The sequence below is a fragment of the Comamonas flocculans genome (assembly GCF_007954405.1).
GTDB lineage: Bacteria > Pseudomonadota > Gammaproteobacteria > Burkholderiales > Burkholderiaceae_C > Comamonas_C > Comamonas_C flocculans.
On sequence record NZ_CP042344.1, the window covers coordinates 2,181,037 to 2,193,957 of the forward strand.

Here is a 12,921-nt window from a genome sequence, read left to right on the forward strand (position 1 = left end):
TCAGACTCCTGCCGCCGTGCGCGGCGCAAACTGGGGAAAGGCCTCGGCCAGGGTGCGGTAGGCCTGCTGCTGGGCGGGCGTTTCGGCGGCCGGCAGCGCCACCTGCAGCTCCAGGTAGAGGTCGCCCGGCGTGGCGGCCGGTATGCCGCGCTCTTTCAGGCGCAGCTTGCGCCCGCTCTTGAAGCGCGCCGGCACCGTCACCTGCACGGTGGCGCCGCCGGGGGTGCTCACCTCGATCGGGCCGCCCAGCTCCGCCTCCCAGGGGGCGACGGGCACGCTCAGGTAGACGTCGCGGTCCTGGGTGCGCCAGCGCGCGTCGGGTTTGAACAGGACCTCAAGGAACAGGTCGCCAGCCGGCGCGCCGTTCAGGCCCGGTCCGCCCTGGCCGCTGAGGCGGATCAACTGGCCCTCGCGCACGCCCTTGGGGATCTTGACCTGCACCTGGCGCTCCTCACGTACCAGATGGCCTTGCGCGTCCAGATGCGCGCCCTGCAGGGTGAGCAGGCGCTCGCCGCCCTGGTAGGCGTCGCGCAGGTCGAGCTCGATGCGCGCATGGTGGTCCGCGCCGCGCTGGGCGCTGGCGGTGGATGCGCGCCCCTGGCCCCGGCGTGCCTGTGCGGCGCGGCCGAACAGCTGCTCGAAGAATTCGCTGAACTGCGCCTCGTCCATGCCGCCGGCGGCGCCGGGCGCACCGGAAAATTCGTAGCCCGCGTCCCAGTGGGGCGGCGGGCGAAAGTCCTGCGCACCGGCCTGTGCCCCGCCGCTGCCCAGCGCGTCGTAGGCGGCGCGCTTCTCGGGGTCGGAGAGCACGGCGTTGGCCTCATTGACCTCGGCCATGCGCGCCGAGGCGTCTTTTTCCTTGCTCACGTCCGGGTGGTATTTGCGCGCCAGGCGGCGGTAGGCCTTCTTGATCTCTTCGCTGCCGGCGTCGCGTGCCACGCCCAGGATCCTGTAGTAATCCTTGAACTCCATGCTCGCTCCCTGCCGCTTCCTGTCAGCGGCGATGCATCAGCCACAGATTACGGCGAAGCGCCCCAAGGTCAAGAGCGATGCGGCAAAAGCGGAGCGGGGCAACTTGAAAAACATAGCTGCAAGCGCTTGTCAGACTTGCCCGAGAGGCAGATTTGTCTGGAATTTTGCACGCCGCGTCGCGAAGAAGGCGCGCACGTTGCGCACGTTCGCGTCCTGGGTGAACAGGCGCTGCGCCAGCGCCTGATAGGCCGGCATGTCGCGCAGTTGCACCACCAGCACGAAGTCCGGCCCGGGCGAGACGCGCCAGCACTGCTGCACCGCCGCCTCGGCCACCGCGCGCGCCTCGAAGGCGTCGAGCAGCTCGGCGCCCTGGCGGTCGAGCGTGACCTCGACGATCGCGGCCAGGCCATGCCCGAGAGCGCTCGCCAGCCTGTCGTGCGAGAGCAGCGCCACCTGGCGCTCGATCAAACCTTCGCGCCGCAGCGTGCGCAGCCGGCGCAGGCAGGTGGCGGGCGAGATGCCCACCGCCTGTGCCAGCGCCTGGTTGCTGGGTGTGGCGTCGTGCTGCAACAGTGCGAGCAGGGCGAGATCGGTGGCATCGGGCGTGTACATGGAATTTCGTTTTGAAATACAAAATGAATGAAAATTGCATTATCCAGAGTCGATGCAATTTTTGATCAAAACACGCTGAAAAATGACCTGCAAAAAACACGTTCCAGCCCTAGCATCGGGCCTTTGCGATTCATCGTGAGGGTTCAGACATGTGCGGCATCGTGGCGGCCGTTGCGTCGCGCAACATCGTTCCCATCCTGGTGCAGGGGCTGCAGCGGCTCGAATACCGCGGCTATGACTCCTGCGGCGTGGCGGTGCATGAGGCCAGCCTGGGCAACACCGGCGCCGGCGGCCTGCGCCGCGCGCGCAGCACGGCCCGCGTGGCCGAGCTCATGGCCCAGGTGCAGCACGAGCATCTGCAGGGCGCCACCGGCATCGCCCACACCCGCTGGGCCACGCACGGCGCGCCGGCGGTGTTCAACGCCCATCCGCACGCCAGCTACGGCCCGAACGTGGCACCGGCCGACTCCACGCGCGGCGGCCATGTGGCGCTGGTGCACAACGGCATCATCGAGAACTACGAGGCGCTGCGCACGCACCTGCGCTCGCGCGGCTACGAGTTCGCCAGCCAGACCGACACCGAAGTCATCGCCCACCTCATCGACAGCCTCTACGACGGCGACCTGTTTGCCGCGGTGCGGCAGGCCGTGCAGCAGTTGCGCGGCGCCTATGCCATAGCGGTCATCCACAAGGACGAACCGCACCGCGTGGTGGGCGCCCGCGCCGGCTCGCCGCTGGTGCTGGGCGTGGGCACGGGCGCGCAGGCGGGCGAGCACTACCTGGCCAGCGACGCCATGGCGCTGGCCGGCGTGAGCGACCAGATCGTCTATCTGGAAGAGGGCGACCTGGTGGACCTGCAGCCGGGGCGCTATTGGCTCACCACGCAGGGCGGCAAACCGATGGATGCGCAGCAGCGCCCGGTGCGCACCGTGGCCGCGCACAGCGGCGCGGCGGAGCTGGGGCCGTACCGCCATTACATGCAGAAGGAAATCTTCGAGCAGCCGCGCGCCATTGCCGACACGCTGGACGGCATCGAGGCCGTCGTGCCCGAGCTGTTTGACGGCCCCCATGCCGCCGCCTGGCGCGTGTTCAAGGAGATAGACCGCGTGCTGATCCTGGCCTGCGGCACCAGCTACTACAGCGGCTGCACCGCCAAATACTGGCTCGAGGACATCGCCGCCATCCCGACCCAGGTGGAGGTGGCCAGCGAATACCGCTACCGCACCAGCGTGCCCGATCCGCGCACGCTCGTCGTCACCATCAGCCAGAGCGGCGAGACGGCGGACACCCTGGCCGCGCTGCGCCACGCGCAAAGCCTGGGCATGCAGCACACGCTGACCATCTGCAACGTGGCCACCAGCGCCATGGTGCGCGAATGCAAGCTTGCCTACGTCACGCGCGCCGGGGTGGAAATCGGCGTGGCCAGCACCAAGGCTTTCACCACGCAGCTGGCGGGCCTGTTTCTGCTGACCCTGGCGCTGGCCCAGACCAAGGGCCGGCTCACGCCCGAGCAGGAGGCGGCGCAGCTCAAGACCATGCGCCACCTGCCGGTGGCGCTGCAGGCGGTGCTGGCGCTGGAGCCGCAGATCATGGGCTGGGCGGACGAATTCGCCAAGAAGGAAAATGCGCTCTTTCTGGGCCGCGGCCTGCACTATCCGATCGCACTCGAAGGCGCGCTGAAATTGAAGGAGATCAGCTACATCCACGCCGAGGCCTACCCCGCGGGCGAGCTCAAGCACGGGCCGCTGGCGCTGGTCACCAGCAGCATGCCGGTGGTGGCGGTGGCGCCGCACGATGCGCTGCTGGAAAAGCTCAAGAGCAACCTGCAGGAGGTGCGCGCGCGCGGCGGCGTGCTCTACGTGCTGGCCGACGCCGACACCCAGATCGAGAGCAGCGAGGGCATGCACGTGATCCGCATGCCCGAGCACTACGGCCAGCTCAGCCCGCTGCTGCACGTGGTGCCGCTGCAGCTGCTCGCCTACCACACCGCCTGCGCGCGCGGCACCGACGTGGACAAGCCGCGCAACCTGGCCAAGAGCGTGACGGTGGAATGAGCGGTGCCCCCCCATCCAGGCGCGGCGCACTGCTGGCGCTCGCGCTCATGGTCGCGATCTGGGCTTACAGCTGGATCGTGATGAAGCAGGTCATGCGCTGGGCCGGCCCGTTCGACTTTGCGGCGCTGCGCTTCGGCCTGGGTGCGCTGGTGCTGTTCGCGGTGCTGGTGCTGCGCGGCCATTCGCTCAGGCCGCCGCCGCTGGGCCTGACGCTGGCGGTGGGGCTGTGCCAGACGGCGGCCTTCCAGGGGCTGTCGCAGTGGGCGCTGGTCAGCGGCGGCGCGGGGCGCGTGTCCATGCTGGCCTACACCATGCCCTTCTGGTCGGTGCTGTTTGCCTGGTGGCTGTTGCGCGAGCGTCCCGGCCGGCGCCAGTGGGCAGGCATCGCGCTGGCCGTCGTCGGCCTGGTGTTCATCATCGAACCCTGGCATGCGCTGGGCAGCGGCCAGAGCACGCTGCTGGCGCTGGCCAGTGGCGGCCTGTGGGGCCTGGGCACGGTGCTGACCAAGCGCATGTTCCAGCTGCACCGCCCGCCTGCGCTGTCCTTCACCGCCTGGCAGATGCTGCTGGGCAGCCTCATGCTGGCGCTGGTGGCCTGGCTGGTGCCCCAGCGCGCGATCGAATGGACCACGGGCATGGTTCTGGGGCTGCTGTACGCGGCGGTGTTCGCTTCCAGCCTGGCCTGGGTGCTGTGGTTTCTGATCATTGACCGGCTGCCCGCGACGGTGGCCGGCCTGTCCAGCCTGTGCGTGCCGATCACCGCCATCCTGATGGCCTGGGGCTTGCTTGGCGAGCGCCCGGATGCGGCCGAGGGACTGGGTATCGTGCTCATTGTTCTCGGGCTTGTCACGGTGAGCGGCATGGGCCTGCGGCGCAAGGTCTGAGCAGGCTGGTGCCTGCTCGCCCTTCCTGATGCAGATCAAACAAGTGCGCCGGCGGCATTGAACCCTGATCCGCCGCCCTCATCCATCGCGTGCAGACCTGCGCTTTTGCGCACCTCCCAACCGCGCCGAGTGCGCCCACCACAAGGACCGTCCGCCATGAAGAAGACCGCTTGCCTGCTTGCTGCCGCACTCGCGCTGGGCATGGGCGCCGCCCGGGCCGAACCCGCCAGCTACCAGATCGACGCGGACCACACCTACGTCACCTTCGCCATCGACCACTACGGCGCCTCGGTCAACCGCGGGCGTTTCGACGCCGTGAGCGGCAGCGTGCGCTACGACCCGGCGGCCCGGCAGGGGCAGTTCGACATCACGGTGGACACGAACAGCATCTACAGCGGCTCCAGGGGTTTTGACGAACACCTGAAGAGCCCCGATCTGTTCGACGCCGCCAGGCACCCGACGATGCGCTTCGTCGCCGACCGGCTGGACTTCGACGGCGAGCGGCTCGTGCAGGTCGCGGGCCAGCTCACGCTGCTCGGCCAGACCCGGCCGCTGACGCTCAAGGCGCTGCAGTTCAAGTGCTACCCGAACAAGCGCGCCAAGACCGAGGCCTGCGGCGGCGACTTCGAGGCGGTGATCGACCGCACCGAGTGGGGCATGGATTACCTGGTGGCCGTGGGCATGCCCAAGAGCGTTCGCATCACCGCGACGATCGAGGCATTTCGGCAGTGAGGCGGTGAGGCGCCGGCGCCGTGCGTGGCGTGGTCATGCCGCCTGGCTGGAGACGTGTGCCCACCGGCGGGCCGGCAGGCTGGGGAATGGGTGAAGAAATATGGCCAAATCCCTTGCTGGGAAAGCGCGGCAAGCTATCGGTTTGAGAGCATTTCCAGCAGCATCGCATGAATGCCCCCAAAGCTGCCGTTGCTCATGCAGACGACATGGTCGCCCGGCCGCGCCGCCTTTGCCACCTGCGCCACCAGCGTGTTCAAGTCCCCGCCGGCCCAGGCGCGCTGGCCCAGGGGCGCGAGCGCTGCGGCGGCGTCCCAGTCCAGACCCAGGGTGTGGCAGAAGGCAAGGTCCGCGGCCTCGAGCGACCAGGGCAGCCGCGCCTTCATGGTGCCCAGCTTCATGGTGTTGCTGCGCGGCTCGAAGACCGCCAGGATGCGTGCTTGCGGGCCCACGCGTCGGCGCAGACCGTCCAGCGTGGTGCGGATTGCCGTAGGGTGGTGGGCGAAGTCGTCGTAGACCGCGATGCCGCCCGCCGTGCCGCGCAGCTCCATGCGCCGGCGCACGTTCTCGAAGTCCGCCAGCGCCTGCGCTGCCTGCGCGGGCGCCACGCCCACGTGTTCGGCGGCGGCGATCGCGGCCAGGGCGTTCATCTGGTTGTGCGTGCCCGTCAGCTTCCAGCGCACGCGGCCCAGGCCCTGGCCGCTGCGCAGCACCTCGAAGTCGTGCGGCTCGCCCCGGGCGCGGAAGTCGCCGGCGCTTGTGCCAAAGCCGGCCACCTCGCTCCACACGCCCTGGGCCAGCACGCGCTCCAGGCTCTCCGCATCGCGGTTGACGACGACGCGCCCGCTCTGCGGCACGGTGCGCACCAGGTGGTGGAACTGGCGCTCGATCGCCGCCAGGTCCGGGAAGATGTCGGCGTGGTCGAACTCCAGGTTGTTCAGCACCGCGGTGCGCGGGCGGTAGTGCACGAACTTGCTGCGCTTGTCGAAGAAGGCGGTGTCGTACTCGTCGGCCTCGATCACGAACAGCGGCCGCGCCTGGCCCGCGGCCTGCTGGCCCAGGCGCGCCGAAACGCCGAAGTTCAGCGGCACGCCGCCCACCAGGAAGCCGGGTGCAAGCCCGCAGGCATCGAGCAGCCAGGCGAGCATGGCGCTGGTCGTGGTCTTGCCGTGCGTGCCGGCCACGGCCAGCACGTGGCGGTCCGCCAGCACGTGTTCGGCCAGCCATTGCGGCCCGCTGGTGTAGGGCAGGCCGGCGTCCAGAATCGCTTCCATCAACGGGAATCTGGCCGTGCCATCGGCCAGGTGCACGCGGCTTACGACGTTGCCGACCACGAACACGTCGGGCTTGAGCTGCAGCTGGTCGGCGCCGTAGCCTTCGATCAGCTCGATGCCGAGCGCGCGCAGCTGCTCGCTCATCGGCGGATAGACGCCCGCGTCGCAGCCCGTCACCCGGTGCCCCGCCTCGCGCGCCAGCGCCGCCACCCCGCCCATGAAGGTGCCGCAGATGCCAAGAATGTGGATGTGCATGGGCCGATTCTAAGCGGTTCATCTGCCAAGAATTTCAAGCCAAATCGGGCTTCAACGCCCGTGGATAAAGCGCGAGCAGCTAGCAAATTGATGGTGTTTGATCTACCGACCTGCGAGGCCGGGCGCCGCGGCTGTGGCATCCTGTGGCGCATGCGCGCCGACCACACCACCGAGATCCTGCAGACGGCCGCCCGCCTGGCGGTGGACGAAGGCATGGACTGGGGCAGTGCCAAGCGCCGGGCGCTGCGCGAGCTGGGCCTGCCGGCGCGCACACCGCTGCCCGACAACCTGCAGCTGGAAGACGCGGTGCGTGAACACATCGCGCTGTTTCACGCCGACACCCAGCCGGGCGAGCTGCGTGCGCTGCGCGAGCTGGCGCTGGCCTGGATGCGGCGCATGCAGGCGTTTCGCCCCTATCTTGGCGGCGCGGTCTGGTGGGGCACGGCCACGCGGCGCAGCGACGTGGTGATTTCGCTGTTCTGCGACGATCCGAAGTCGGCCGAAATCGCCCTGATCAATCTGCAGCAAAGCTATGAGCCGCACACCACCACCGGCCTGCGCGGCGAGCAGGTCGACGCCCTGGCGGTACCGGCCAGGCTGGCCGAGTTCAATGAAGACGTCTGGGTACACCTGCTGATCTACGACCTCGATGACCTGCGTGGCGCCCTGCGCACCGATCCGCGCGGGCGCCTGCCGCGTGGCGACATCGCCGCGGTGCAGCGCCTCCTGCAGGGCGACGGGTCTGCTACGCTCGCACCATGAACGCGCAAGAGCACAGCGAAGCCAGGGACGCCGCCACCGGCGTTGCCGGTCCCGCGAGCAGGCAGCGCCGGCATGGGCTGTTGCTGGGCGTGGGCCTGGCGGCGGCCGCTACGGGTGCGGGCCTGGCGTGGTGGCGCTTCAGTCCGCGCAACGAGGACGCGCAGGCGCTGGCGCAATTCTGGTCTTCCAGCTTCGAAAGCCCCCAGGGCGAGCCGCTGGCGATGGCGGCATTCCGCGGGCGCCCGCTGCTGCTCAACTTCTGGGCCACCTGGTGTCCGCCCTGCGTGCAGGAGCTGCCGCGCCTGAACGCCTTCCACGCGGCGCACCAGGCCCAGGGTTGGCAGGTGCTGGGCCTGGCCATAGACCAGCTGGCCAGCGTGCGCAGCTTCCTGCAGCGCACGCCGCTCGGCTTTCCGCAGGCCTTGCCGGGAGCGGCGGGACTGGCGCTGGTGCGCGGTCTGGGCAACCCCGGCGGCGGTTTGCCCTTCTCCGTCTTATTCGCGCCGAGCGGCCAGATCGTCGAGCGTAAAATCGGCGAACTTTCAAGCGTCGACCTGCAGCAGTGGCGGGCTGCCCTCTGAATTCCGCCTTCGGTCGCGCCCTCCGGGCAAGCCAATAAGTTCCGCAAGAATTTGTCTGTTGAATGCAGATTGCGGTAAATTGCCGCTTGTTCGCATCATTTTGGAATATTCATGGATTTGCGAAAACTCAAGACTCTGATCGATCTCGTATCCGAGTCGAACGTCTCCGAACTGGAAATCACCGAGGCCGAGGGCAAGGTGCGCATCGTCAAGAGCGGCGCGGGGGCGGCCGGCCAGATGGTGCCCATGGCGATGCAGGCGCCCGCTCCGGCGTCCGTGGTGCAGGTGCCGGCCCAGGCTGCGCCTGCGCCGGCCGCGGCCCCGGCCGAAGAGGCCATTGCCGGCAACGTGGTCAAGTCGCCTATGGTCGGGACCTTCTATCGCTCGTCCAGCCCGGGCGGCGCGGCCTTCGTGGACGTGGGCAGCCACGTCAAGGAGGGCGACGTGCTGTGCATCATCGAAGCCATGAAGATCCTCAACGAGATCGAGGCAGACCAGAGCGGCGTCATCACCCGCGTGCTCGCGGAAAACGGCCAGGCGGTCGAATACGGCCAGCCCCTGTTCGTCATCGAGTGATGTGTCTGGGCGCCGGGGTCGACCCCGGGCGCCCGATCAGCCAAGCACAAGGACGCCATGTTCAAGAAAATTCTGGTCGCCAATCGCGGCGTTCTTGCCGCAGGCAAGGCGAAGCAAATCGCACTGGCGCGCGCCAGCGCGCGGGCGATGAGCCGCGAGAGCAGCCATGTTTAAAAAGATTCTGGTCGCCAATCGCGGCGTTCTTGCCGCAGGCAAGGCGAAGCAAATCGCACTGGCGCGCGCCAGCGCGCGGGCGATGAGCCGCGAGAGCAGCCATGTTTAAAAAGATTCTGGTCGCCAATCGCGGCGTTCTTGCCGCAGGCAAGGCGAAGCAAATCGCACTGGCGCGCGCCAGCGCGCGGGCGATGAGCCGCGAGAGCAGCCATGTTTAAAAAGATTCTGGTCGCCAATCGCGGCGAAATCGCCCTTCGCATCCAGCGCGCCTGCGCCGAGCTCGGCGTCAAGGCCGTGATGGTCTATTCCGAGGCCGACCGCGACGCCAAGTACGTCAAGCTCGCCGACGAGGCGGTGTGCATAGGCCCCGCGCCGTCTGCGCAGTCCTACCTCAACATGCCGGCGATCATCTCGGCCGCCGAGGTGACGGACGCCGAAGCCATCCACCCCGGCTATGGCTTCCTGTCGGAAAACGCCGACTTTGCCGAGCGCGTGGAGCAAAGCGGCTTCCAGTTCATCGGCCCGACGCCCGAGAACATCCGCATGATGGGCGACAAGGTCTCGGCCAAGAGGGCGATGATCAAGGCCGGCGTGCCCTGCGTCCCCGGCTCCGATGGCGAACTGCCCGACGACCCGGCGCAGTGGCGCAAGATCGCCAAGAGCATAGGCTACCCCGTCATCATCAAGGCCGCGGGCGGCGGTGGCGGGCGCGGCATGCGCGAGGTGCACACCGAGGCGGCGCTGATCAATGCGGTGCAGCTGACCAAGGCCGAGGCCGAGGCGGCTTTCGGCAACCCTGCGGTCTACATGGAAAAATTCCTGCAGAACCCGCGCCACATCGAGATCCAGATCCTCGCGGACAAGCACAAGAACGCGGTCTACCTGGCCGAGCGCGACTGCTCCATGCAGCGGCGCCACCAGAAGGTGGTGGAAGAGGCGCCGGCGCTGGGCATACCGCGCAAGCAGATCGAGAAGATCGGCGAGCGCTGCGTCAGCGCCTGCAAGAAGATCGGCTACCGCGGCGCGGGCACCTTCGAATTCCTGTACGAAAACGGCGAGTTCTACTTCATCGAGATGAACACCCGCGTGCAGGTCGAGCACCCGGTGACCGAATGGATCACCGGCGTGGACATCGTGCGCTGGCAGATCAAGGTGGCGGCGGGCGAGAAGCTCGATTTCGCGCAGAAACACGTGCAGGTGCGGGGTCACGCCATCGAGTGCCGCATCAATGCCGAGGACCCCTACAAGTTCACCCCTTCGCCGGGGCGCATCACCAAGTGGCATGCGCCGGGCGGACCGGGCGTGCGGGTGGATTCGCACATCTACACCAACTACTACGTGCCGCCGAACTACGACTCCATGATCGGCAAGATCATCGTGCATGGCGACACCCGCGAGCAGGCGCTGGCGCGCATGCGCACCGCGCTCAACGAAACCGTGGTCGAGGGCATTTCCTCCAACATCCCGCTGCACAGCGAACTCATGGTGGATGCGCGCTTCGTCGCCGGCGGCACCAGCATCCACTATCTTGAAGAGTGGCTCGCGGCGCGCAAGCGCTGACGACGCGCGATGGGCCTGTTCGAGTTGCGCCTGCTCTGCCCCGAGGCGGGGGTCGAGCCGATGAGCGAGGCGCTCGATGCGCTGGACGCGCTCAGCGTCTCGGTTGAAGATGCCGATGCACTGACCGAGCACGAACGCCCGCTGTTCGGCGAGCCTGGCATGCCTGCACCCCAGCAGGGCTGGCAGCGCAGCCGGGTGAGCGCGCTGTTCGCCAGCCACGAGGCGGCGGACGAGGCCGCCGCGCTGCTGCTGCTGCAGGATTTCTTCGCGGACTGCACGCTGATCGGCGTGGCGCCCGTCGCCGAGCAGGACTGGGTAGGCCTCACGCAAGCCCAGTTTGCGCCGGTGCAGATCACGCCCGAATTCTGGATCGTCCCCACCTGGCACGAGCCGCCTGCGCAGGCGCGGCTTGCCATACGGCTGGACCCGGGCATGGCCTTCGGCACCGGCACGCATCCGACCACGCGCATGTGCCTGCGCTGGCTTGCCGCGCACGCCGAACATGTGGGCGCGCACCGCGTGCTCGATTACGGCTGCGGCTCCGGCATCCTGGCCATGGGGGCGGCCCGCTTCGGCGCGCGCGAGATCGATGCGGTGGACATTGACGAGGCGGCGGTGCAGGCCACGCGCGCCAACGCCCGGGCCAATGCCCTGCAGCTCAACGCCGGCACGCCGGAGCTCGCCCAGGGTGTCTACGGTACCGTGCTCGCCAACATCCTGGCAACGCCGCTGAAGGTGCTGGCGCCACTGCTGTGCGCGCATGTGGCCGACGGAGGCCGGCTGGTGCTTGCCGGCATCCTCGAGCGCCAGGCCGACGAGCTGCGTCAGGCCTATGCCCCCTGGCTGGCACTGGAAGTGGCAGACCACGAGGACGGCTGGATACTGATGAGCGCGAGCCGCTGAAGCGCGGGCGCGCTGGCTGCAGGCGTTTTCTACAATCGCTGCCCGATGAGCCAGATCACGCGCTGCCCCCATTGCAGGACCTCGTTCAAGGTCGTCTCGGACCAGTTGCGCCTGGCCGAAGGCTGGGTGCGTTGCGGACGCTGCAAGGAAATCTTCGACGCCTTCGAAGGCTTGGTTGAGGACTTCGCGCCCACCTTGCCGGCCGAGCCGCTGCTGTCGCTGCCGCCCGAGCTCACGCGCGATCCGCCGCCTCTGCCCGCGGCCACAGCGCCGGATGTGACGCCCGGGTTTCGGGCAGCGGCTGACGCGCCGACGTCCCGCGGCAGCGCCGCAGGCTGGCGCGCCCATCTGCACGACTTCGTGGTGGCCACGGGCACTACCGGACTGCCGCAGCCGAAGGCTGCGGCGCCCCGGGTGTTTTCCGTGCCCGATGCCGCCGGGCCGTCCGCAGAGAGGGCGGTGGCGCCTACCGCGGAACCCGCGGTCGACGTGGCGGCCGATGCGCCGCAAGCTCCTGCGCCCGCGGCCCCGGCGCAGCGGGAGACGGTGGACGACGCGCGGCCGCGGTCGGCCGCGCCGCCGGAATCGGGATTGCAGCAGGAGTCGGATTTCGAAGGACCAGCAGAGGTGCCGTTGGCGCAGGCCGACGCCCTGGAAGCGAGGGTGGAGCCGACCTGGGACGAAACGCTGTCGCCCGGGACGCAAACGCTTGTGCAGAGCCCTGCGGAGCCTGAGCCTGAGCCTGAACCTGAACCTGAACCAGAACCAGAACCAGAACCAGAACCAGAACCAGAACCCGAGCCCGAGCCCGAGCCCGAGCCCGAGCCCGAGCCCGAGGTAGAACTTGAGCCTGATTCGGAGCCGGAGTCAGAACCGGGACCAAGGCCCGCCGCCGGACTGTCGCAATCCCGGGATGGGCAGGCGGAGCCATCGTGGGCGCTGGAGCCCCAGCCGCAGCCCGAAGCGCGCGCTGGCGCCGCCCAGGCCGCGTCGACGGGCGCCCGGGTGTTGCAGGTGCCATCCTTCCCGTCCCCGGAGCACGACGCGGGCGATGATTTTGATTTCGTGCGTTCGGCGCGGCGCAAGGCCTTCTGGCGTCGGCCCCTGGTGCGCTCCGTGCTGTTTCTCGGTTTGCTCGCACTCATCGGCATGCTGGCCCTGCAGCTGGCGCTGCATGAGCGCGACCGTATCGCCGCCGCCTACCCTGAGGCGCGGCCCTGGCTGGAGCGCCTGTGCGAGCCGCTTGCCTGCCGCGTGGCGCCGTTGCGGCGCATTGCCGACGTCGTCATCGAAGGCTCGTCCTTCGTGCGCCAGAACGCTGACGATGCAAGCTACGCGCTGCAGCTGCTGGTGCGCAACAAGGCTTCGGTGGCGCTCGCGATGCCCGCCTTCGAGCTCACGCTGCTCGACGTGCAGGAGCAGCCTGTGCTGCGCCGCGTGCTATCCGTTCAGGAGCTGAACGCGCCGGTGCAGCTTGCGGCGCACGGCGAATGGAGTGGTGGCTTGCAGCTGCGTCTGCATGCCGACGCCGCGCGGGTGAGCGGCTATCGCCTGCTCGCCTTTTATCCCTGATTTCTTCGGACTA

General features: G+C 68.6%; 12 protein-coding genes. 9 read left to right on the top strand and 3 right to left on the bottom strand.

All coding sequences use genetic code 11. The features are described from left to right. Nucleotides 1-972 (bottom strand): DnaJ C-terminal domain-containing protein, encoded by a 972-nt coding sequence (locus tag FOZ74_RS10495; RefSeq protein ID WP_146913016.1) that lies wholly within the window; start codon nt 970-972, stop codon nt 1-3. Between the two features lie 129 nt (nt 973-1,101). Next, the gene (locus tag FOZ74_RS10500; RefSeq protein WP_146913017.1) at nt 1,102-1,584 is read right to left on the bottom strand and encodes an Lrp/AsnC family transcriptional regulator; all 483 of its coding nucleotides are present in this window, start codon (nt 1,582-1,584) and stop codon (nt 1,102-1,104) included. Nucleotides 1,585-1,733: 149 nt separating this feature from the next. On the opposite strand from FOZ74_RS10500, the gene glmS reads away from it, so the two are divergent. The 3 genes from glmS to FOZ74_RS10515 all read left to right on the top strand — a co-directional run bounded on the left by glmS (nt 1,734) and on the right by FOZ74_RS10515 (nt 5,254). Beyond that, complete coding sequence (glmS, locus tag FOZ74_RS10505; RefSeq protein ID WP_146913018.1) at nt 1,734-3,638, top strand: glutamine--fructose-6-phosphate transaminase (isomerizing); 1,905 nt, start codon at nt 1,734-1,736, stop codon at nt 3,636-3,638. Next, on the top strand, nt 3,635-4,522 hold the full coding sequence (locus FOZ74_RS10510) for a DMT family transporter (protein ID WP_146913019.1): 888 nt from the start codon (nt 3,635-3,637) through the stop codon (nt 4,520-4,522). Before glmS ends, FOZ74_RS10510 begins: the two co-directional genes overlap by 4 nt. A gap of 156 nt (nt 4,523-4,678) precedes the next feature. After that, nucleotides 4,679-5,254 carry a YceI family protein gene (locus FOZ74_RS10515; RefSeq protein ID WP_146913020.1) on the top strand — a complete coding sequence of 192 codons (576 nt, stop codon included), beginning with the start codon at nt 4,679-4,681 and terminating at the stop codon, nt 5,252-5,254. 134 nt (nt 5,255-5,388) lie between these two features. Here the strand turns inward: FOZ74_RS10515 and mpl are convergent, their stop codons facing one another. Then, nucleotides 5,389-6,780: a UDP-N-acetylmuramate:L-alanyl-gamma-D-glutamyl-meso-diaminopimelate ligase gene (gene mpl, locus FOZ74_RS10520; RefSeq protein ID WP_146913021.1), complete on the bottom strand. Its 1,392-nt coding sequence runs from the start codon at nt 6,778-6,780 to the stop codon at nt 5,389-5,391. Between the two features lie 150 nt (nt 6,781-6,930). On the opposite strand from mpl, the gene FOZ74_RS10525 reads away from it, so the two are divergent. The 6 genes from FOZ74_RS10525 (at nt 6,931) to FOZ74_RS10550 (ending at nt 12,908) form a co-directional block, all read left to right on the top strand. Then, a complete protein-coding gene (locus FOZ74_RS10525; RefSeq protein WP_146914174.1) occupies nt 6,931-7,542 on the top strand; it encodes a hypothetical protein in 612 nt (203 codons plus the stop codon). Beyond that, nucleotides 7,539-8,123: a TlpA family protein disulfide reductase gene (locus FOZ74_RS10530; protein ID WP_146913022.1), complete on the top strand. Its 585-nt coding sequence runs from the start codon at nt 7,539-7,541 to the stop codon at nt 8,121-8,123. Before FOZ74_RS10525 ends, FOZ74_RS10530 begins: the two co-directional genes overlap by 4 nt. A 111-nt stretch (nt 8,124-8,234) precedes the next feature. After that, on the top strand, nt 8,235-8,699 hold the full coding sequence (gene accB, locus FOZ74_RS10535) for an acetyl-CoA carboxylase biotin carboxyl carrier protein (RefSeq protein ID WP_146913023.1): 465 nt from the start codon (nt 8,235-8,237) through the stop codon (nt 8,697-8,699). A 384-nt stretch (nt 8,700-9,083) separates the two neighbouring features. Further along, nucleotides 9,084-10,433, top strand: a complete 1,350-nt coding sequence (gene accC, locus FOZ74_RS10540) for an acetyl-CoA carboxylase biotin carboxylase subunit (protein WP_146913024.1) — start codon at nt 9,084-9,086, stop codon at nt 10,431-10,433. Between the two features lie 15 nt (nt 10,434-10,448). Continuing rightward, a complete protein-coding gene (gene prmA / locus FOZ74_RS10545) occupies nt 10,449-11,336 on the top strand; it encodes a 50S ribosomal protein L11 methyltransferase (protein ID WP_146914175.1) in 888 nt (295 codons plus the stop codon). A 45-nt stretch (nt 11,337-11,381) separates the two neighbouring features. Further along, the gene (locus FOZ74_RS10550) at nt 11,382-12,908 is read left to right on the top strand and encodes a zinc-ribbon and DUF3426 domain-containing protein (protein WP_146913025.1); all 1,527 of its coding nucleotides are present in this window, start codon (nt 11,382-11,384) and stop codon (nt 12,906-12,908) included. Nucleotides 12,909-12,921 lie beyond the last annotated feature (13 nt).

Bases quoted from the DNA above. Each gene is read 5' to 3' on its own strand.
- FOZ74_RS10495 (WP_146913016.1), bottom strand. From the start codon at position 972: ATGGAGTTCAAGGATTACTACAGGATCCTGGGCGTGGCACGCGACGCC.
- FOZ74_RS10500 (WP_146913017.1), bottom strand. From the start codon at position 1,584: ATGTACACGCCCGATGCCACCGATCTCGCCCTGCTCGCACTGTTGCAG.
- glmS (WP_146913018.1), top strand. From the start codon at position 1,734: ATGTGCGGCATCGTGGCGGCCGTTGCGTCGCGCAACATCGTTCCCATC.
- FOZ74_RS10510 (WP_146913019.1), top strand. From the start codon at position 3,635: ATGAGCGGTGCCCCCCCATCCAGGCGCGGCGCACTGCTGGCGCTCGCG.
- FOZ74_RS10515 (WP_146913020.1), top strand. From the start codon at position 4,679: ATGAAGAAGACCGCTTGCCTGCTTGCTGCCGCACTCGCGCTGGGCATG.
- mpl (WP_146913021.1), bottom strand. From the start codon at position 6,780: ATGCACATCCACATTCTTGGCATCTGCGGCACCTTCATGGGCGGGGTG.
- FOZ74_RS10525 (WP_146914174.1), top strand. From the start codon at position 6,931: ATGCGCGCCGACCACACCACCGAGATCCTGCAGACGGCCGCCCGCCTG.
- FOZ74_RS10530 (WP_146913022.1), top strand. From the start codon at position 7,539: ATGAACGCGCAAGAGCACAGCGAAGCCAGGGACGCCGCCACCGGCGTT.
- accB (WP_146913023.1), top strand. From the start codon at position 8,235: ATGGATTTGCGAAAACTCAAGACTCTGATCGATCTCGTATCCGAGTCG.
- accC (WP_146913024.1), top strand. From the start codon at position 9,084: ATGTTTAAAAAGATTCTGGTCGCCAATCGCGGCGAAATCGCCCTTCGC.
- FOZ74_RS10550 (WP_146913025.1), top strand. From the start codon at position 11,382: ATGAGCCAGATCACGCGCTGCCCCCATTGCAGGACCTCGTTCAAGGTC.